This window comes from Ruegeria sp. AH3, assembly GCF_056536265.1.
The window spans coordinates 1,861,838-1,881,140 of sequence record NZ_JBQFJL010000001.1 but is presented as its reverse complement, the minus strand read 5'-3'; the positions used below and the strand labels follow the sequence as shown (position 1 = coordinate 1,881,140).

The window sequence follows — 19,303 nt, the reverse complement described above, 5'->3', positions numbered from 1 at the left end:
AAACCATGCAACACACCCTACTGAGTGATCTTGATATTGCAGAAGAAATGGCCGACGCGGCGCGGACGGCCATCCTTCCTTATTTCCGCCAGACAAATCTGGAAACCGACAACAAACTCGCAGACGGGTTTGATCCGGTCACGATCGCCGATCGTGAGGCCGAGAAAGCCATGCGCGCCGTATTGGCGCGGCATTGCCCGGACGACGGTATATTCGGAGAAGAGTTTGGCCAGAGCGCCGGAACAAGCGGGCGCGTCTGGGTTCTGGACCCAATCGACGGCACGCGTGGTTTCATCAGCGGTACACCGACGTGGGGGGTATTGATCGCGCTGAGCACGGATACCGGCCCGGTCATGGGTGTGATTGATCAACCCTATATCGGCGAGCGTTTTGTCGGCGGCAACGGACATGCCTTTGTCAAAGGCCCCCTTGGCCAGACCAAACTTGGCACGCGCCCGACGCGTTCACTGGATCAGGCGATCGTTTTCACCACCTTCCCCGAAGTCGGTACTGAGGCCGAGGGCGCTGGTTTTCACGCAGTCGCCTCGCAGTCAAAACTGACGCGCTATGGCATGGATTGTTATGCTTATGCGCTTCTGGCGGCCGGGCAGATTGATCTGGTGATCGAGGCCGGATTGAACGCCTATGACATTCAGGCACCGATCGCGGTGATCGAGGCGGCAGGAGGTGTCGTCACCGACTGGCAAGGTAATCCGGCCCATGAAGGTGGGCGTGCGCTGGCTGCGGCCACCCCCGAACTCCATGCCGTTGCTCTGGATATCTTGCGCAACCACTGAAACGGGTTGCCGCATGATCGCGGCGACCGTATGCTAAACACGGCTGGTTCTTGCGCCCGTTTTCCACCAGCCCGGCACTTCACGCATGAGACGGGCTTATGCGGGAGTGCAAAAAATGACCGAATTCCTGATCCGAAACGCCGATGTCATCGTGACGATGGATGATACGCGGCAAGAGCTCGCGAACGCCGATCTGTTGGTCCGAGACGGGCAGATTGCCGACATCGGCCATGGGTTGACCACCAGCGGAGAGATCCACGAAGGGTCCGGCTGCGTGGTGACACCCGGCTTGGTGAACACTCACCACCATCTCTATCAAACTCTCACGCGCGCGGTGCCGGGCGGGCAGGATGCGCTGTTGTTCGGCTGGCTGCAAACGCTCTACCCGATCTGGTCTCGGTTTGGCCCGGAAGAGATGTTCGTCTCCACCCAGATCGGCCTCGCAGAGCTCGCGTTGTCGGGCTGCACGCTCAGCTCTGACCACCTCTACCTCTATCCGAACGGCGCGCGGCTTGAAGACACGATTCACGCCGCAGCTGAACTGGGCCTGCGCTTCCACCCGACGCGTGGCGCGATGAGTATCGGTGAAAGCGATGGGGGCCTGCCGCCCGATGCCCTGGTCGAGGCGGAAACAGCCATCCTCGACGACATGACCCGTGTCGTGGATGCCTTTCATGACCCTTCCGAGGGATCAATGTGCCGTGTCGGCCTCGCCCCATGCTCTCCATTCTCAGTCAGTCGCGAACTGATGCGCGATGCGGCTCTGCTGGCCCGAGACAAGGGCGTGATGTTGCACACGCATCTGGCCGAAAACGACGAAGATATTGCCTATTCGCAAGCCCAATTTGGCTGCCGCCCCGGCCAGTATGCCGAAGACCTCGGCTGGACGGGTTCGGACGTGTGGCATGCCCATTGCGTCAAATTGGACAAGGCCGAGATCGATCTCTTCGCCCGCACCAGAACTGGGATCGCTCACTGCCCGTGTTCAAACTGCCGCCTTGGTTCAGGCATTGCCCCGGTTCGTGCTATGCGTGATCGTGGCGTTCCGGTCGGCCTCGGGGTCGATGGATCAGCCAGCAATGACAGCAGTAATCTGGTTTCTGAGGCGCGTCTGGCCATGTTGCTGCAACGGGTCGCGAATGGGGCTGATGCAATGTCTGCGCGCGAAGCGCTTGAGATTGCCACGCGTGGTGGGGCGGATGTGCTGAATCGTACGGATTGCGGTCGCCTTATGCAGGGCAAACGGGCCGATATCGCCATCTGGGATGTCTCCGGCATCGAAAGCGCCGGCAACTGGGATCCTGCTGCCTTGCTGCTTGCAGGACCAACGCGCGTCAAACACCTCTTCGTCGAAGGCCGGCAGATTGTCCGGGACAGTCAGATCATCACCATCGATCTGCCCAAAGCCATTGAAACCCAAAACCGCCTCGCCCGCGCTCTGATCGACTAGCGGATCCGCCCTACATCTGGCCAAAAAATATCCCCGCCGGAGGCATGCGCCACAGGCGCATCCCTCTCACGCTTGCACCTTTGAGCCACCGATCCAGACATCCGCCACCGCCCGATCATCGCCCATCATGATCGTGGGAAACACCGCCTCCCACAGATCATCTGCGTGTGCTTCACGCTGCGCAATCGCCGGGGTCGAGGCAAGGTCGAGGATAACCAGATCCGCCTCCATTCCGGTTGCAACGTTGCCGATACAATCGTCCATATGCAATGTCCGCGCCGACCCCACGGTTCCCAACCACAACAGTTGCGCCGGATGCAGCGGAGCGCCCCGCAGCTGTCCGATCTCGTAGGCGGCTGCCATGGTCCGCAACATCGAAAAGCTGGACCCGCCACCGGTATCCGTGGCCAGTCCCACACGATGTCCTTCACGCATCAGGCCCTCCATATCGAACAGCCCGGAGCCAATAAACGTGTTCGAGGTCGGGCAATGAATTAGCGCCGCTTCCATTTCGTGCAGCCGATCCCGCTCTCGTTGTTCCAGGTGGATGACATGGCCATAAAGGCCATTTTTCCGCAGCAGACCAAACTGCTCATAGGTATCCAGATAATCCCGCGCGTCGGGGAAGAGGGATCGGACCCACTCGATCTCATCTGTCTGTTCACACAAATGGGTCTGCATCAGACAATGCGGATATTCACCCCACAGCGCCCCCATGGCCTCAAGCTGTTCCGGTGTCGACGTGGGTGAAAAGCGCGGCGTGATGGCGTAAGAAAGCCGATCGATCCCGTGCCATTTCTCCAACAAGGCTTGCGACTGATCATAGGCTGTCTGGGCCGTGTCGCGCAGACGCTCGGGGGCATTGCGGTCCATGCAGGTCTTGCCTGCCACAACCCGCTGACCGCGCGCCTGAGCTGCCGTGAAGAACGCATCGACGCTTTCAGGGTGAATCGTGCAGAAGCTGCACATCGTCGTTGTGCCATGCGCGGTTGTCAGGTCCAGATATCGGTTGGCAATCTCCGATGCATAGGCCAGGTCACCAAACTTCATCTCCTCGGGGAAGGTATAGCTGTTCAGCCAATCGATCAGGCGCTTACCCCAACTGGCGATCATCGCGGTCTGAGGGTAATGCACATGCGGATCGACGAATCCTGCCATGATCAGATGGCGGCCATAGTCCTTGATCGCCGCCTCAGGATGCGCTCGCGTCAGGTCCGACGCCGTGCCAAGCGCTGCGATGCGCCCGTCTTCGATCACCAAGGCCTCGTGTATTACCGCCGCCTCGGTAGGCTCGCCTTCGAATGGCGATCCATTGAAGCTGAGTACGCGCCCTTTCAAAAGCGTCTTTTGCGCCATTTTCCCTGTTCTCCGCCCGTTTGGGATCGCTCGGCAGCATAGGGGTGCAAAAGATGTGGGTAAATCCAAGCATTGTCATTGTTTTCCGGTAGCTGCTTCTTCTATCTAGAAGCAATCGCGCGGAATGAGGGGCAGAGCATGACCACAGGCATTGACGAAGCCGGACAAGATCAGCCGCGGGATGAGGATGCCTATGCGCTGGACAGGCGAACTGTCGCGGCCATTCTTTATGCCGTGGATGTCGAGGATCGCGACAAGCTGATCGAGCTGATGGAGCCGCTGCACCCGGCTGACATTGCTGACCTTCTTGAGCAGATCAACCCCTATGACCGGACCCGGCTAATCCGTCTTTATGATAAGGAATTCGACGGCGATATCCTGTCAGAACTGGATGAATCTGTTCGGGAGGAGGTCATTGCCGTTCTAAAGCCGGACGTGCTGGCCGAAGCCGTGCGGGACATGGAAAGCGACGATGTCGTCGATCTGCTGGAGGATCTCGAAGAGCCGCAGCAGGAAACCATTCTGGATGCGCTGGAGGATTCCGAGCGGATCGCGGCCGAGCAGGCACTCTCTTACCCGGAAAACTCGGCGGGCCGCCTCATGCAGCGCGAGGTCGTCATGGCCCCCGAACATTGGACGGTAGGGCAGGCGATCGATTTCATGCGTGCAAACGACGATCTGCCTGAGCAGTTCTATTACGTGATCCTGGTCGACCCGCGCCTCAAACCCGTTGCGCAGGTGTCTCTTGGCAAACTGATGGCAACCCGGCGCGAAATTCCTCTGCATGATATCGCCGACGAGGAACTGCATGCGATCCCTGTCGATCAGGATGAAGAAGATGTCGCCTATGCCTTTAATCAATACCACCTGATCTCGGCCCCGGTGGTGGATGCCGACGGGCGTTTGGTCGGGGTGATCACCATCGATGACGCGATGGTGGTTCTGGATGAGGAATACGAAGAAGACATGTTGCGCCTCGCCGGTGTGTCTGACGAAAGCTCGATCTCGGATAGTGTTGCCGCAACCAGTAGGCGGCGGTTGCCATGGCTGGGTGTCAATCTGGTCACTGCGATCTGCGGATCTCTGGTGATTTCACAGTTCGAGGCGGCGATTGACCAGTTGGTGGCGCTGGCGATTCTGATGCCCATCGTGGCGTCGATGGGCGGGAACGCGGGCACGCAATCGCTGACGGTCGCGGTGCGCGCGCTGGCAACACGCGACCTGACGGGCTCGAACGTGGGCCGGGTTATCCGGAGGGAACTGCTGGTCGGAATGCTGAACGGGCTGTGCTTTGCCATTGTACTGGGCACGGTAGGGATGATGTGGTTCGATTCTCCATTGCTGGGTGTCGTGATCGGGTCGGCCTTGGTCGTGAACATGATCATCGCAGGCTTAGCGGGTACGGTAGTACCGGTGGTGCTGGATCGTCTGGGCGTTGACCCGGCGCTGGCGTCCGGGACCTTTGTGACCACCACAACGGATGTCATGGGGTTCTTCATCTTCCTGGGGCTGGCCAGCATGGTGCTACTGTGACCGAAACGACCGATCTGACCGAAATCAAAGCTGCCGCCCGGAAAGCGGCCTTTGCCCGCCGCAAGGCTGCTTTTAACGCGCGGCCTCCCGGCGCAGCGGGCCGCCTGTCCGAGGTTCTGGCCGGGCACCGTGGCGTTCCCATTTCCGGCTACATGCCCATCCGCACCGAGATTGATCCGCTACCCGCCATGGCCGAAGCCGCTGCTTATGGCCCGGTTGGTGTGCCGGTTATTCAGGCCGCAGGCCAACCGCTGCGTTTTTCGCGCTGGACGCCTGAAGGGGCTTTGAAAGACGGACCGTTCGGCGCCAAGGTGCCCGAGATCGACGATTATTTCGACCCCGAGATCCTGATCGTGCCGCTGGTGGCCTTCGACGCAAAGGGTGGTCGACTGGGCTATGGCGGAGGGTTCTATGATCGTACACTGGAAGGCCTGCGCGCTATACGCCCGACGCTGGCCATCGGGTTCGCCTTCGACGCGCAGGAAGACGACGGTCTGCCGCTGGAGCCGACAGATCAGCCGCTTGACATGGTGATCACGGAAAGTCGTGTGCTGAGCTTTCGCTCTTAGAACCCAAGTTTATAAAGTCGTCCGGCTACTTTCCGGTGAATGACCGGTGGCAGAATATCTTCTAGCAGAGCACGCCGCGCGACTTGCCGGTCTGGCTTGTCGGCGGTGCCGGGGCGCGGCTTGAACAGCGTCGTATGAGACTTGCGAGAACTGTCCCAGGTCGCGGTGTAGTAGTACAGCGCGATGGACTTGCGGGGCTCGCCATCCGGGTGGTTCACGGTTTCAGGGTTGCCGTGCCAGCTGGTCGAACTGGTGTTGAAAATGCACATACGGTTGAACTGCGGCACAAACCCCGCGACTTTCGCTGACATGTCCTCGTTCCAGACCTCGAACGAGCCGCCATATTCCTCGCGCCAATCCTTGTTCAGATAGATCAGCATGTTCACACGGCGCTCAAGGTTCAGTCCGGCATGGTGGTTGAAATCCGCGTGAATATCGAGGTGCCCGCCATTCGACACGACGTGGATACCGCCGCCTGCAAAATAGGGGTCCGGGATCAGCCCTTTGATGCCAGTCAACTCTTCAAGGAACGCAAGAACGGGGCGTGAGTTCAACGCATAGAACAGCTGCCGCGTATAGGGCGGCAAGCGGTTGGGCTGATAGCTGGTTTTCAGTTTCTCCTGCGCGCGGTCAAAGCTGGTTTCGGCCTCGGGCAATTGCTCAAGATCCTCAAGCACACGCTCCAGAATGGCAGGGTCGAGGAAATTGTCGTAACCGCCATAGGGAAACGGCGTCTTCGACTGATAATCTTCAGAGATACTCTGCGCTGCAGCCCGTGCGTCTTTAGTGGGCAGCAGGAGGGTTTCAGGATCAAGGGCAAGGACAGGAGAAGACATAACACGAGACCTAACAATAAATTAAAACACCGCTTTCTCCGCGAATTTTGCCGTCGACACAAGTCGAGTGTCAACCGTTTCAGCTGCGTCGAACTGTTCCAACCAGTGGTCAGCGGATAATAGTGAACAATTCCAGCTTCCAAGGCGCCATTGTTCGCTCGGATTTTGATGGGTGCCGGAACTAAGTGCCTCAGGCTCGGGGTCGTGTGGGAACCGCTTGCGCTTGCAGGATGCCGGACTTAGGACAGTCTGCATGAAGATACTCTTTTTGGGCGACGTGATGGGGCGCGCGGGACGCGCCGCCATACAGCAGCATCTGCCACGTCTGCGAGACGAATGGCGGCTGGATTTCGTTGTGGTCAATGGCGAGAACGCCTCGAACGGGATGGGGCTGACCGGCGATCACGCCAAATTGTTGCTGGATGCGGGGGCAGACTGTATTACGCTGGGCGATCACGCGTTTGATCAGAAAGATATGCTGCAGTTCATCGAGAAAGAATCGCGCATCGTGCGGCCGGTGAATTTTGCCAAAGGTGCACCGGGGCGGGGGCATCGGTTGTATACGGCACCGGGCGGACGCAAGGTGTTGGTGGTTCAGGTGCTGGGTCAGGTTTTCATGAAACGACCCTTTGACGATCCGTTTTCGGGGGTTGAGCCGATCCTGAAGTCGCACCCGCGCGGCGGGCAGGCCGATGCCATCATCGTGGATATGCATTGCGAGGCGACATCCGAGAAGATGGCGATGGGCCATTATTGCGACGGGCGGGTCAGCCTGGTGGTGGGGACGCATACACATGTGCCCACAGCGGACGCTCAGATCCTGCCGGGCGGCACCGCGTATCTCACCGACGCGGGGATGTGTGGGGATTATGACTCGGTGATCGGAATGGACAAGCAAGAACCGATGCGCCGTTTCATCACCGGAATGCCCAAAGCCCGGTTCACGCCTGCGAATGGCGAGGCGACGCTGAGCGGTGTATTTGTCGAAACCGACGATCGCGACGGGCGCGCAAAATCTGTGCAGATGGTCCGCGTGGGCGGGCGGTTGCAGCAGGCGGGCCTCTGAGAACCATGTCAGGCTTGCTCTGACGCACGCAATGCGTGAAACTGGCTGTCAGGCGCGTATGCCAGGCCAGGGTTCGGACAGAATACCAAGAATGCAATTCCTTCAACTGACAGAAACAGGCAGCGCGGTCTTGGCGCTGATAATCGTTGCGGGCATGTTCGTCATGTTCCTGCGCGAGATCTATCCGACCGAAGTCGTCGCTATCGGCGGAGCTGCGTTAATGCTGGCCACCGGCATTCTGCCCTATCAAAGTGCCTTGGCGGTGCTGTCCAACCCTGCGCCGTGGACGATTGCGGCGATGTTCATCATCATGGGTGCCTTGGTGCGTACCGGTGCCCTCGATGCTTTCACTTCGGTCGCCCAGAAGCAGGCACAGGTCAATCCGCGTATCGCCATCGGTTTGCTGATGGGCTTTGTCGTCGTCGCTTCGGCTGTGGTGTCGAACACGCCTGTTGTTGTGGTGATGATTCCGGTCTTCATTCAGATCGCACGGACCTTGGATGTTCCGGCGTCCAAGCTGCTGATCCCGCTCAGCTATGCGGCGATTCTTGGCGGCACACTGACGCTGATCGGTACCTCGACCAATCTACTGGTCGATGGTGTGGCCCGCGCGCAGGGCATGACCGCCTTCACCATCTTCGAGGTGACGCCGCTGGGCATTGCCCTCGTCATCTATGGCATGATCTACCTGCGTTTCATCGCGCCGCGACTGCTGCCCGACCGCGACAGCATGGCCGAGATGCTGAGCGACCGGTCCAAGATGAAGTTCTTCACCGAGGCCGTGATCCCCCCCGAAAGTAACCTGATCGGACGCGAGGTTACCGGGGTGCAATTGTTCAAGCGTCCCGGCGTGCGCCTGATCGACGTGATCCGAGGCGACGAGTCGCTGCGGCGCAACCTCAAGGGGGTTGAGTTGCGGGTGGGCGACCGGGTGGTTCTGCGCACCGAAATGACCGAGCTTCTGAGCTTGCAGACCAATAAGGAACTCAAACGGGTCGATCAGGTTTCGGCGGTTGAAACCAAGACGGTTGAGGTGCTGATCACGCCCGGATGCCGGATGGTCGGGCGCACGCTGGGTGCCATGCGGCTGCGCCGTCGCTATGGCGTTTATGTGCTGGCGGTGCATCGCAGGAACCAGAATATCGGGCGTCAGTTGGATGATCTGACCGTGCGCGTCGGCGATACACTTCTGCTTGAAGGCTCGCCCGCCGATATCCAGAAACTGGCCGCCGATATGGATATGGTCGACGTCACCCAACCGTCGGCGCGCGCGTTCCGGCGCAGTCATGCCCCGATTGCCATCGGAGCACTTGTCGGGATCGTCGCGCTGGCTGGGCTGGGGATTGCGCCGATCCTGGCCTTGTCAATAATCGCGGTTGCCGTTGTTCTGCTGACCCGGTGTATCGATGCCGACGAGGCGTTTTCATTTGTCGAAGGCCGCCTGCTGGCGCTGATCTTTGCGATGCTGGCCATTGGCGCTGCGCTGGATAAGTCGGGCGCGGTATCGCTGATTGTCGAAGCCATCGCCCCGGCCTTGGGCATGCTGCCGCCTTTCCTGATCATCTGGGCGGTGTATTTGCTGACTTCGGTCCTGACCGAGCTGGTGTCGAACAACGCGGTCGCTGTGGTCGTCACTCCCATCGCGATCTCTCTGGCGCAGGCCGTGGGGATCGATCCACGCCCGCTTGTTGTGGCGGTGATGGTCGCGGCTTCGGCCTCGTTTGCGACGCCCATCGGCTACCAGACCAACATGATGGTGTATGGTCCCGGCGGGTACCGGTTTACCGACTTCCTCAAGGTTGGTGTACCACTGAACCTGACGGTGGGCCTGCTGGCTTCGCTGCTGATTCCGTTCATCTGGCCGCTATAAGACCGGCGCGGAATCGCCGACCTGGATGCGCCGGGTCTTGTAAATGACGATCCGGTCACAATCTTTTCGATAACGACCTACGCGAAAGGATGGGATCATGCCTTTTCCAAAACTCGGACAAGCCATCGTGGTTGGTGCAGTCCTATTGGCCCTGCTGGGCAGTCAAAGCCATGCCGGAACGGTGACCGGTTCCGCTACATATCGCGAACGGATCGCCGTGCCGGAAGATGCGACGCTGTATGTGGAGTTGCAGGATATCTCGTTGGCGGATGCGCCGGCGGTCACTCTGGCGGCACAACGTTATGCTTTGACCGGGGTGCCGACCGAGTTTGAGCTGAGTTTCGATGACGCGCTGATCCGGGATGGCATGACCTATGCGGTGAGCGGGTCGATTTATCGGGGCGATGAGTTGTTGTTTATCACCGATACGGTCCACCCGGTGTTGACCAACGGGGCCGGGGACGAGACCGATCTTGTATTGGTGCAGGTCGGCGGTCTGGGCGCGGCGGCTTTGGAAGATACGAGCTGGACCGCAATCGGCATCAACGGTGCCACTATTGATGTCGAGCGCCCGCCGCAGCTGTCATTCGGGCAAGGTGGCTCATTCAGCGGTTTCGGAGGTTGCAATCGATTTACGGGGCAAGCTGAGATATCCGGGGAGCATCTGGAGTTTCCAGACAACATTGCGGCAACCCTGATGGCTTGCCCGCCCGCGCTGGAAGAGGTCGAGGATCAGTTTTTTGCCGCGTTGCAGGGTGTCACGACCTATGCCGTTGCGGGCAACAGCCTTGTCCTGCTCGATGCCGCGGGTGAGCCGGTTTTGAAGTTCTTCCACACACCGTAATCAGGCAACGGCGCGGGATCGTCCTGCATTGCGGCCCGAGAAGATGCAGCCACCAAGGAACGTGCCCTCCAGCGCGTTGTATCCGTGATAGCCTCCGCCGCCGAAGCCTGCGACTTCTCCCGCCGCGAACAGGCCGGGGACAACTTGACCGTCTGCACCGATCATCTGACTGTCTAGGTTGGTCTGCAACCCACCGAGCGTTTTGCGGGTCAGCACGTGCAGTTTGACCGCGATCAATGGGCCGTTTGACGGATCAAGGAATTTATGCGGTTTGGCTGTGCGGATCAGCTTGTCGCCCCGATAGTTCCGCGCCGCGAGGATCGCCATCATCTGAGCGTCCTTCGAGAACGGGTTGTCGACCTGAGAATCCCGCGCCTCGATCTGGGCCCGCAGATGGGTCTCGTCAATCAGACCTCCGCCAAGCTGGTTCATGCCGGTGACCAATTCGGTCAGCGTGTTGGCAACGATGAAATCCTCGCCTTTTTCCTTGAACGCCTCGACCGGAGCTGTGGCCTTTGAACCAGACAGGATGCGCTGACGGATTACCTCTTTCCAGCTGCCCGAAGTGAAATCGGGATTCTGCTCGGACCCTGACAGTGCGAATTCCTTCTTGATGATCTTTTGCGTCAGGATAAACCAGCTGTATTCATAACCAGTTTTCAGGATTTCACGCAGCGTCCCGAGCGTATCGAACCCCGGCAGACAGGGCGGTTGCAGGCGATTGCCGCGCGCGTCGAACCACATGGAGCTTGGGCCAGGCAGGATGCGAATGCCATGCGCGGGCCAGATCGGATCCCAATTGCGCACGCCTTCGGTGTAGTGCCACATCCGGTCGCCGTTGATGACGTGCCCGCCAGCCTTTTCGGTGATCGGGATCATCCGACCATCCACGTGGAACGGAACGCCCGCCACCATATCCTTCGGTGGTTCCCCCAGTCGGTCGCGCGGCCAGTTCTTGCGCACCATCTCAAAGTTACCGCCAATGCCGCCCGAGGTGACGATGACCGAGGGGGCATAGACCTCGAACTCGCCCACCTCATCGCGGTTGGTTTTACCGCCGCGCTGGGCGGAGTCGTTGGCCAGAACTTCTCCGGACACGCCTTTGGCACAGCCGTTCTGCATGATGATGTGGCTGACCTGATGGCGGAATTTCATCTGGATCAGCCCGGCGCTGACATGCTCCTGCACACGACGAATGAAATGCTCCAGCACGCCCGGCCCGGTGCCCCACGTGATGTGAAAGCGCGGAACCGAGTTGCCATGCCCGTCGGCATAAGACCCGCCGCGTTCGGCCCAGCCAACGACAGGAAACCAACGCAAGCCCATCTCATGCAGCCACGGGCGCATCTCTCCGGCGGCAAACTCGACATAGGCCCGCGCCCATTTGCGCGGCCAGGCGTCCTCATCCCGGTCAAATTGCGCGCTGCCCATCCAGTCACGCAGCGCCAGATCGTGGCTGTCGCGGATGCCCATACGGCGTTGTTCAGGGGTGTCGACCATGAACAGGCCACCGAGGCTCCAGAACGCTTGCCCGCCGAGGAAATGTTCGGGCTCCTGATCCACGATGATCACGCGCTTGCCACGATCCCCCAGTTCCGCCGCGGCTGCCAGACCGGCAAGGCCGGCTCCGACCACAATCGCGTCTGCTGTGTTGTTGGTCATCGGATCTCCTTTCAGCGGTTGCGGAACCAGAGGATGAAGGGGGTTACCACCACGTACATGGTGATTCCGTAGACGGCCGCAGGCACGGCCAGAGGGCTGAATCCCGTTGTGGTGCCTGTGATCAGTGCCGCCAAAGTAATCCCCATAGCCGAATTCTGAATGCCTGTTTCGACCGAGATGGTTTTCGCCTCATCCCATGTCAGCTTGGCGATCCGCGCCAGCCCAAGTCCAATAAGCAACAGCGTGATATTCAGCGCGATCAACGCAGTTCCGATAGAGCTGAGGTTCTCAATGAAGAACTGCCAATTCCCGGCCAGCGCAGCCAAAACGATCAGCACGAACAGGATCGAGGCAAGCGTCGAAAGAGGGTTGTCGATCCGAACTGCGAACGCTCTGGCAAAGTGGCGAATGCTGACGCCTATCGCGACAGGCAACGTTGTGATCAGGAACAATGCGGTAGCAAGGGCGCCAATGGATACTTCCGGGGCTGTCTCACCCATGAAGTAATCGATGGACCATGCGGCCAGGATAGGAACTGTCAGGATCGACAACAGACTGATCACAGCTGTCAGGCTGACAGATAGCGCAACGTCGCCTTTGGCAAACTTTGTGAGGATGTTACTGGTTACGCCGCCGGGGCAAAAGCTTAGAAGCATCACGCCCACGGCGATCTCAGCGGGTAGCCCGAACATCGTGACAGTTGTGAAGGCAGCCAGTGGTATCAATACAACCTGACTGATCGCACCGATGGCGAATGGGTATCCGCGGGTGAGAACGCGTCGGAAATCGGCGGCCTCAAGCCCGATCCCCAGCGACAACATGATAATGGCCAGCGAAAGCGGCAGGCCAACATTTATTAGCAAGTCCAAGAACAACTCCTCCCAAAGCCGTTCGGGCCAGCCTATGCGAGGGGGCATGAATCAGGCAACCACGCCGTTAAGTCACCCGTAGCGTTGAGCGAACCGGCGCAGGATTTCACCCGGCTGAGTCACGTCAGCGGCATGGCACATATCGATCAGACCCTGCGCATCTTCAGGCGGGAAATAGCCATGATCTTTGTAGATATGGATGCGCTGTTCAAAATCCCTGGCATCCGCTTCGGGGTGGAACTGGGTGGCATAGACATTCTGACCCCATCGGATCATCTGAATCGGGCAAGGGTCCGAGGCCACAAGATGCACGCAACCGTCCGGCAGGGATTGCACCGCCTCTTTATGACCAACAAATGCTTCGAATTCCGACTGCAGGCCTGCGGTCAGGGGGTCCTGCGCACCATCGTCGGTCAGGCGGCAATCCGATGGTCCGACCGGTTCGCCATATTGCCGTTTGCTGACATCGCCTCCCAGATGCGCAGCGAGGATGCCCAGACCATAACAGCAGCCCATGAACGGATGATCCTGCGTGGTGATCTGCGGCATTAACCCCATGATCGCACCCTCGATCTTTGCATCCAGTGCGGATTTGCTGGCCGGATCGTCGCTGACACAGCCCGGACCACCGCCCACGATAACACCGGCGTAGTCGGTGACATCCAACCCCTCGGGCAGATCTTCGCAATCCAGCCGGATGCGGTGGGTTTGCGCGGGCTGAAGGCCAGTTTTGTCCAGAATCGAGGCATATTCGGCATCCGACGCATCGGTTTCCGGGCGCAGTTGCAGGATCAGAAAGCGTTTCATACGCAGCCTTTAGCCATCAAAGCGGCCAGAACACAAGGATCGCGGGGATTGAAACGGCTATGATCAGAATCTCCAACGGCAGACCCATGCGCCAGTAGTCTCCGAAGTGATAGCCTCCGGGGCCCAAAACCAGCGTGTTGTTCTTGTGCCCGATCGGGGTCAGGAACGCAGCCGAAGCGGCTACGGCGACTGTCATCAGGAACGGATCGGGTGAGACATCAAGCGTGCGCGCCATCTGTATCCCGACAGGCGCCGCGACAATGGCCGTAGCGGTGTTGTTCAGCACATCCGATAAGGTCATCGTAACAACCATCAGCACTGTGAGGATCGCCCAAGCGGGCAGGCCATTGGTTAGCTGGATCAGGGCGTTGGCGATTAACTCGGTCCCGCCCGAGGTTTCCAGCGCGCTGCCCAGCGGGATCATCGAGCCCAGTAGGACAACCACAGGCCATTCGATGTGATTATAGATATCCGCAATCGGCATGATCTTGGTCAGCACATAGGCGACCACGACGAGACCCAGTGCGATGGGCAGATAGATCAACCCGATGCTGGCGGCCAGCACGGCGGCCGCAAACAGGCCAATGGCCAGCCACGCCTTGTCATTGGCTGTCACATTCAGTCCGCGTTCAGCCAATGGGAGACAGCCCAGCCATTCCGTCACATCCGCGCTGCGGTCACGGGGGCACAGCAGCAACAGGATGTCCCCGGCCTCAACCTCGGTCTTGCGCACCTGTTTGGTGATCCGACGCCCTTGACGCGAAATCCCCATCAGCACCGTACTTTGCCGCCACGCCAACCCCAGTGCCTGCGCGGTGCGCCCGGTGATGCGGGCGCTTTCGGGGGCGACGACCTCGATCACTTCCAGCCCGTCACCCTCGGCGGTCAGCACCTCTTGCCGCCGCGTATCCGAGAAATCCAGATTGAGCGCGGCGCGGAATTCGTCGAGCGCTTCGGGCCGTGCCTCAAGCACGAGCGCATCGCCTTCATGCAGCGTGGCATGGGTCGAGCGGCCATAGCGGCGCTTACCGTCCCGGATCAGGCCGATAATGGCCACATCGGATTTCTCGGCGGCCTCATACAGTTCACTGACCCGCTTGCCGATATGCGGCGACTCTGGCGGGATGGTCAGCTCGGCGATGTATTCGGCCAGCGCTTCGGTGCTTTCCTGTTGCACGCCCCGATTTGGGATCAGACGCCAGCCGATCAATGCGACGAAGGCTAGTCCGGCAATTGCGGCAATCCCGCCGACTGGGGCGAAATCGAACATTTGAAACGGCTCACCCAGCGTTTCAGCCCGGATCGAAGCGATGATGATGTTCGGGGGCGTCCCGATCAGCGTGGCCATACCACCGAGGATGGTGGCAAAGCTGAGCGGCATCAGCGACAGACCCACTGGGCGCGCCGCCTTGCGGGCCGTCTGAATGTCGACCGGCATCAACAGTGCCAGCGCTGCGACGTTGTTCATGAAAGCAGACAGAACCGCGCCGATCCCGCCCATCAGGGCGATATGCGCGCCAAGCCCGCGCGAAGCATCGACCAATGTTCGTGTGATCATGAACACAGCACCCGACCGCACCAGACCGGCAGAAACCACGAGCACCAAAGCGACAATGATTGTGGCGGGGTGTCCAAACCCGGCGAAGGCATTGTCGACTGGGACAACTCCCAATGTGACTGCAATCATCAAGGCGGTGAAGGCCACAAGGTCATAGCGGAACCTCCCCCACAGCAGCATTCCGAACACGGCGATGAAAAGGGAAAAAAGAATGATCTGATCTGTCGTCATACCGTCACCATAGCCACAGGCGAGGACGGGGCAAGCCGATCCCTTGATCCTGCCCCCCGCAAACGTCTATATGAGCGCCGAACACGCAATCACGAATAACGAGGACGCACCATGGCAGGCCATTCCAAATGGGCCAACATCCAGCACCGCAAGGGACGTCAGGACGCCGCGCGGTCCAAACTGTTTTCCAAACTGTCGAAAGAGATCACCGTCGCGGCGAAGATGGGCGATCCCGATCCCGACAAGAACCCACGCCTGCGTCTGGCGGTGAAAGAGGCCAAGTCGAACTCGGTCCCCAAGGACGTGATCGACCGCGCGATCAAGAAATCGGTGGCCGGTGAAGGCGACGATTACGAAGAAATCCGGTATGAGGGTTATGGCCCCAATGGCGTGGCCGTGATCGTCGAGACGATGACGGATAACCGCAATCGGACCGCCTCGACCGTGCGTTCGACCTTCTCGAAGAATGGTGGGAACCTGGGCGAAACCGGCTCGGTCGGGTTCATGTTCGACCGCAAGGGTGAGGTGGTCTATCAGGCGGACGCAGGCGACTCGGATACCGTTTTCGAAGCTGCGATTGAGGCCGGCGCCGAGGATGTCGAAAGCTCGGAAGACGGTCACATCATCTGGTGTGCTGATACCGATCTGAACGATGTGTCGAACGCGCTGGAAGAGGCGTTGGGCGAATCCGAATCCACCAAGCTGGTCTGGAAGCCCACCACCACGACCGAGCTGGGTCTGGAAGACATGCAAAAGCTGATGAAGCTGGTGGATGCATTGGAAGATGACGATGACGTTCAGCGCGTGACCACCAATTTCGAAGCAACCGATGAGGTTATGGCGCAGCTTTGATGCATCGCGGCAATCGAACAAAGAACCCGGCCATGTGCCGGGTTTTTGCGTTTTGAGGGGCCTTGGCCCATAAGGCCTGCCCTTATACAGTCATTCCGGAGAAGTAAGAACACCGCGAAAGGCGCGACGTAAGGCAAGCGCAAATGGCAGCAAAAACCACTGATCCGGGGCGGCGAAATCTGCCGGTTCTGGCTGGGCAAAGCATCCTGTCGCAGGTGGCATGGACGCTGGGCAGCCCGTCCGTCGTTCTGCCGTTTCTGGCGGTATCGCTTGAGCTGCCCATGTTTCTGGCCGGAGCTTTGGTGTCGATCCGCATGGCTGGCAACATGATCTCGGACGTATTTTTTGCCCGGCCAATTGCGGCGCAGGCCCGCAAGAAGCGCGGGATTGCCCTGACCGAGATCGGCATCGGCGGTTGCCTTCTTATGGCCTTGTTGATTGCGGCCACGGGCAGCGTCTCTCTGACTGCGATTGCTTTTATTATGGCGTTCTTCCTGATCGGGATGATCGAAGAAAGTCAGTCGCTGATGCTTTCAGATCTGTTGGGGGATCATCTGAAATCGAAATCACGGATGATCATCCATTATTTGCAGCTGGGGGCGGGCGGCCTCGGCGCGATCGGCCTGGCGCTGTTGCTGCATGAGATCACCAAAGAGAACCCGCCATTCTCGCGACACTCTGCCGTGATCATCGCATCAGTGGTGTTCTTTCTGTTTTCAGCGCTGTGCATTCTGGGGATGGCCGAATCTGCGCCTGACGACGAATCTGACCAATCGCCCAAAGGACAACATCAATCGCTGAGCGATATCATCTCTGGCATCGTGCGCATGTTCGAACAGGAATGGTTCCGCCGCTATATGACGATGCGCCTGCCGCTGGTCGTCGTTACGTTGTCTGTTCCGTTCTTCGCTCTGATCGCGGCTGAGGCGCATCATTCGTCGGCCAAAGGTTTGACCGCAATGATCATCTCATCCGCGTCCGGCTATCTGGTCTCTGCCCCTTTGTGGCAGCTGGTGAACATGAAATCGCACCGCGCGGTTATGGTGACCGGAAATCTGATGGTTTCGGTGACCGGAATCGTGCTTCTGGCGTTTCACTATCTGCATATCGATCATGCGGTTCATCTGCATGCGGTCGCGTTGTTCATCGTCTCGATCGCGGCCACGGGGATTGCCAGTGCGCGCAAGCTGTATTTTCTGGACGTGGCCCCGAAGGATCAGCGTGTGCAGGGGGCCGCGGCAATCAAGGCGATCTGTCGGCTGGCTGGCGTGATCCTGTCCTCGGCAATGGCGGGCGTGGCACATATGCATGAGGTCGCCTCGGCGATTGTCTTCATCGTGCTGGTCAGTCTTTGGGCGGCGTTTGCCTGTTACCGTATCGTGCAGCCGCAAAAGGCCGAGGCGCCGCAGGTCTAATTCTGTGGGATCAGTGCCTGAGCCGCCGCGCGCCGGACCGCTTGGGTCAGTGGGGTCAGGGCGGGGGCCAGAACCCGTCCGATCTGCCATGTCAGCGCGATATCCAGCGGGGCGTTGGGCAGGACTTCTACCAGTCGCCCCTCCGATATCGCCGCGCGCACCAGCCCTTCGGGGTTCATGCCCCATCCCAGCCCGGCGATGGCTGCTTCGACGAACCCCTGTGAGGAAGGCAGAAAATGCGATGGCGGTGAAATCCGGCTGCTGGTGTGCGCAGCGAGCCAGGTTTTTTGCAAATTGTCCTTGCGATTGAAGATCAGGCAGGGCGCGCGGGACAAGGATTTGTCCGAAACACCATCGGCAAACCATTTGCGCATGAAGGCCGGGTTTGCGGTCGGCAAATAGCGCAGCGTTCCCAGTGACAGTGCCTCGCATCCCGGAACGTGCTGACCACCCACCGTGATCGCGGCGCTGACCTCACCCCGTCGCAACCAGTCAGCTGAATGATCCTGATCATCAATGACCAGATCGAACAATAGGTCGTTTGCCTGCGCCATCGCTTCAATGAACCAGGTGGCAAGGATATCGGCAGGAACAGCAACCCGCACGCGGGCCGGGCCATCGCGTTGATCCAGCGTGATCTCGCGCGCAAGCTGCGCCTCCAGCAGGCCGATATCTTCGGCATGCCGGGCGATGCGCAAACCCGTCGGCGTTCCGGTGCAAGGTGTGCCGCGATTGATCAAAGCTGCACCCACCCGATCCTCCAGCGCCTTGATCCGCTGCGAGATGGCCGAGGGGGTGACCGCCAGCTCTGCCGCGGCTGCATCAAAGCTACCATGGCGCAGGATCGCCGAGAGGGCGGACAGGTGATGGGGGTCGAGCAGCATTAGCCGAGCTTAATACAGGTAAACATCTTTAATTTGATAGGCGGATGCGTAACCGATAGTCAACGGCTCAGATATTAGGAGGTCGCATGTTTTCAGCCCCAATCGCCGGGTTCGCCCTGGGTTTCAGCCTCATACTCGCCATCGGTGCGCAGAACGCCTTTGTCCTGCGGCAGGGTCTGCGGCGTGAGCATGTCTTTGTGCTGTGCCTGACCTGCGCGGTGTCCGACGCGATTCTGATTGCGGCAGGGGTCGCCGGGTTTGGTTCGCTGGCGCAGGCTGTACCGTGGTTTGAAACCGTGATGCGGTACGGGGGTGCCGCGTTTCTGATCTGGTACGCGCTGCGCAGTTTCCAGTCTGCACTGAAGGGGGGCGCCGCGATCGAATTGGACGAGACGCGACGTTCCAGCCTGCGCGTCACGCTGCTGACCGTCTTGGCCTTCACCTGGCTGAACCCGCATGTGTACCTGGATACGGTCGTGCTGATCGGGTCGATTTCGGCCCAATATGATGATCGTTTGGGATTTGCGCTGGGCGCGATGACCTCGAGCTTCGTGTTCTTCTTCACGCTGGGATATGGTGCGCGCATTCTGACGCCCGTCTTTACCCGCTCACGTGCCTGGCAGGTGCTGGATGTGGGGATCGGCGTGGTCATGATGATGATCGCTCTGAAACTTGTTATCATGTGAAGGGTTGTCCCCGGCGGG

17 protein-coding genes are annotated in these 19,303 nt (G+C 59.6%); 10 read left to right on the top strand and 7 right to left on the bottom strand.

Going from position 1 to position 19,303, the window contains the following annotated elements; genetic code table 11:
• The first annotated feature begins 5 nt into the window (after positions 1–5).
• A complete protein-coding gene (hisN, locus tag ACR3EM_RS09425; RefSeq protein WP_480470455.1) occupies positions 6–797 on the top strand; it encodes a histidinol-phosphatase in 792 nt (263 codons plus the stop codon).
• A gap of 115 nt (positions 798–912) precedes the next feature.
• The gene (locus ACR3EM_RS09420; RefSeq protein ID WP_480470454.1) at positions 913–2,247 is read left to right on the top strand and encodes an 8-oxoguanine deaminase; all 1,335 of its coding nucleotides are present in this window, start codon (positions 913–915) and stop codon (positions 2,245–2,247) included.
• A gap of 66 nt (positions 2,248–2,313) precedes the next feature.
• Here ACR3EM_RS09420 and guaD read toward each other — a convergent pair whose 3' ends face one another.
• On the bottom strand, positions 2,314–3,603 hold the full coding sequence (gene guaD / locus ACR3EM_RS09415; protein WP_480470453.1) for a guanine deaminase: 1,290 nt from the start codon (positions 3,601–3,603) through the stop codon (positions 2,314–2,316).
• A 138-nt stretch (positions 3,604–3,741) separates the two neighbouring features.
• On the opposite strand from guaD, the gene mgtE reads away from it, so the two are divergent.
• Both mgtE and ACR3EM_RS09405 read left to right on the top strand, forming a co-directional pair.
• Positions 3,742–5,136 (top strand): magnesium transporter, encoded by a 1,395-nt coding sequence (mgtE, locus tag ACR3EM_RS09410; RefSeq protein ID WP_480470452.1) that lies wholly within the window; start codon positions 3,742–3,744, stop codon positions 5,134–5,136.
• Entirely contained in the window at positions 5,133–5,705 is a 573-nt protein-coding gene (locus ACR3EM_RS09405; RefSeq protein WP_480470451.1) for a 5-formyltetrahydrofolate cyclo-ligase, read from the top strand. Before mgtE ends, ACR3EM_RS09405 begins: the two co-directional genes overlap by 4 nt.
• On the opposite strand, the gene ACR3EM_RS09400 is transcribed toward ACR3EM_RS09405, so the two are convergent.
• Entirely contained in the window at positions 5,702–6,541 is an 840-nt protein-coding gene (locus ACR3EM_RS09400) for a 2OG-Fe(II) oxygenase (RefSeq protein ID WP_480470450.1), read from the bottom strand. The genes ACR3EM_RS09405 and ACR3EM_RS09400 overlap by 4 nt on opposite strands.
• Positions 6,542–6,794: 253 nt before the next feature.
• On the opposite strand from ACR3EM_RS09400, the gene ACR3EM_RS09395 reads away from it, so the two are divergent.
• From ACR3EM_RS09395 to ACR3EM_RS09385, 3 genes are all read left to right on the top strand, one after another.
• On the top strand, positions 6,795–7,607 hold the full coding sequence (locus tag ACR3EM_RS09395; RefSeq protein WP_480470449.1) for a TIGR00282 family metallophosphoesterase: 813 nt from the start codon (positions 6,795–6,797) through the stop codon (positions 7,605–7,607).
• A 91-nt stretch (positions 7,608–7,698) separates the two neighbouring features.
• Complete coding sequence (locus ACR3EM_RS09390) at positions 7,699–9,477, top strand: SLC13 family permease (protein ID WP_480470448.1); 1,779 nt, start codon at positions 7,699–7,701, stop codon at positions 9,475–9,477.
• Between the two features lie 97 nt (positions 9,478–9,574).
• Positions 9,575–10,321 carry a YbaY family lipoprotein gene (locus ACR3EM_RS09385; protein WP_480470447.1) on the top strand — a complete coding sequence of 249 codons (747 nt, stop codon included), beginning with the start codon at positions 9,575–9,577 and terminating at the stop codon, positions 10,319–10,321.
• Here the strand turns inward: ACR3EM_RS09385 and ACR3EM_RS09380 are convergent, their stop codons facing one another.
• From ACR3EM_RS09380 to ACR3EM_RS09365, 4 genes are read right to left on the bottom strand one after another with little or no spacing between them, the layout of a single operon-like run.
• Positions 10,322–11,983: an FAD-binding dehydrogenase gene (locus ACR3EM_RS09380; RefSeq protein ID WP_480470446.1), complete on the bottom strand. Its 1,662-nt coding sequence runs from the start codon at positions 11,981–11,983 to the stop codon at positions 10,322–10,324.
• 11 nt (positions 11,984–11,994) lie between these two features.
• On the bottom strand, positions 11,995–12,900 hold the full coding sequence (locus tag ACR3EM_RS09375; protein WP_480470445.1) for a bile acid:sodium symporter family protein: 906 nt from the start codon (positions 12,898–12,900) through the stop codon (positions 11,995–11,997).
• Positions 12,901–12,924: 24 nt separating this feature from the next.
• Positions 12,925–13,659, bottom strand: coding sequence for a glutamine amidotransferase (locus ACR3EM_RS09370; RefSeq protein WP_480470444.1), 735 nt, complete (start codon positions 13,657–13,659; stop codon positions 12,925–12,927).
• A gap of 16 nt (positions 13,660–13,675) precedes the next feature.
• Positions 13,676–15,448 carry an SLC13 family permease gene (locus ACR3EM_RS09365; RefSeq protein ID WP_480470443.1) on the bottom strand — a complete coding sequence of 591 codons (1,773 nt, stop codon included), beginning with the start codon at positions 15,446–15,448 and terminating at the stop codon, positions 13,676–13,678.
• A 111-nt stretch (positions 15,449–15,559) separates the two neighbouring features.
• Between ACR3EM_RS09365 and ACR3EM_RS09360 the strand changes: the two genes are divergently transcribed.
• Together ACR3EM_RS09360 and ACR3EM_RS09355 are read left to right on the top strand one after the other, a co-directional pair.
• Positions 15,560–16,300 (top strand): YebC/PmpR family DNA-binding transcriptional regulator, encoded by a 741-nt coding sequence (locus tag ACR3EM_RS09360; protein ID WP_480470442.1) that lies wholly within the window; start codon positions 15,560–15,562, stop codon positions 16,298–16,300.
• Between the two features lie 143 nt (positions 16,301–16,443).
• Complete coding sequence (locus ACR3EM_RS09355) at positions 16,444–17,715, top strand: permease (protein WP_480470441.1); 1,272 nt, start codon at positions 16,444–16,446, stop codon at positions 17,713–17,715.
• Here ACR3EM_RS09355 and ACR3EM_RS09350 read toward each other — a convergent pair.
• Entirely contained in the window at positions 17,712–18,599 is an 888-nt protein-coding gene (locus tag ACR3EM_RS09350) for a LysR family transcriptional regulator ArgP (RefSeq protein ID WP_480470440.1), read from the bottom strand. The two genes, ACR3EM_RS09355 and ACR3EM_RS09350, sit on opposite strands and share 4 nt — an antisense overlap.
• A gap of 86 nt (positions 18,600–18,685) precedes the next feature.
• Here ACR3EM_RS09350 and ACR3EM_RS09345 point away from each other — a divergent pair, with 86 nt between their 5' ends.
• Positions 18,686–19,285, top strand: a complete 600-nt coding sequence (locus ACR3EM_RS09345) for a LysE/ArgO family amino acid transporter (protein WP_480470439.1) — start codon at positions 18,686–18,688, stop codon at positions 19,283–19,285.
• Positions 19,286–19,303: the final 18 nt, after the last annotated feature.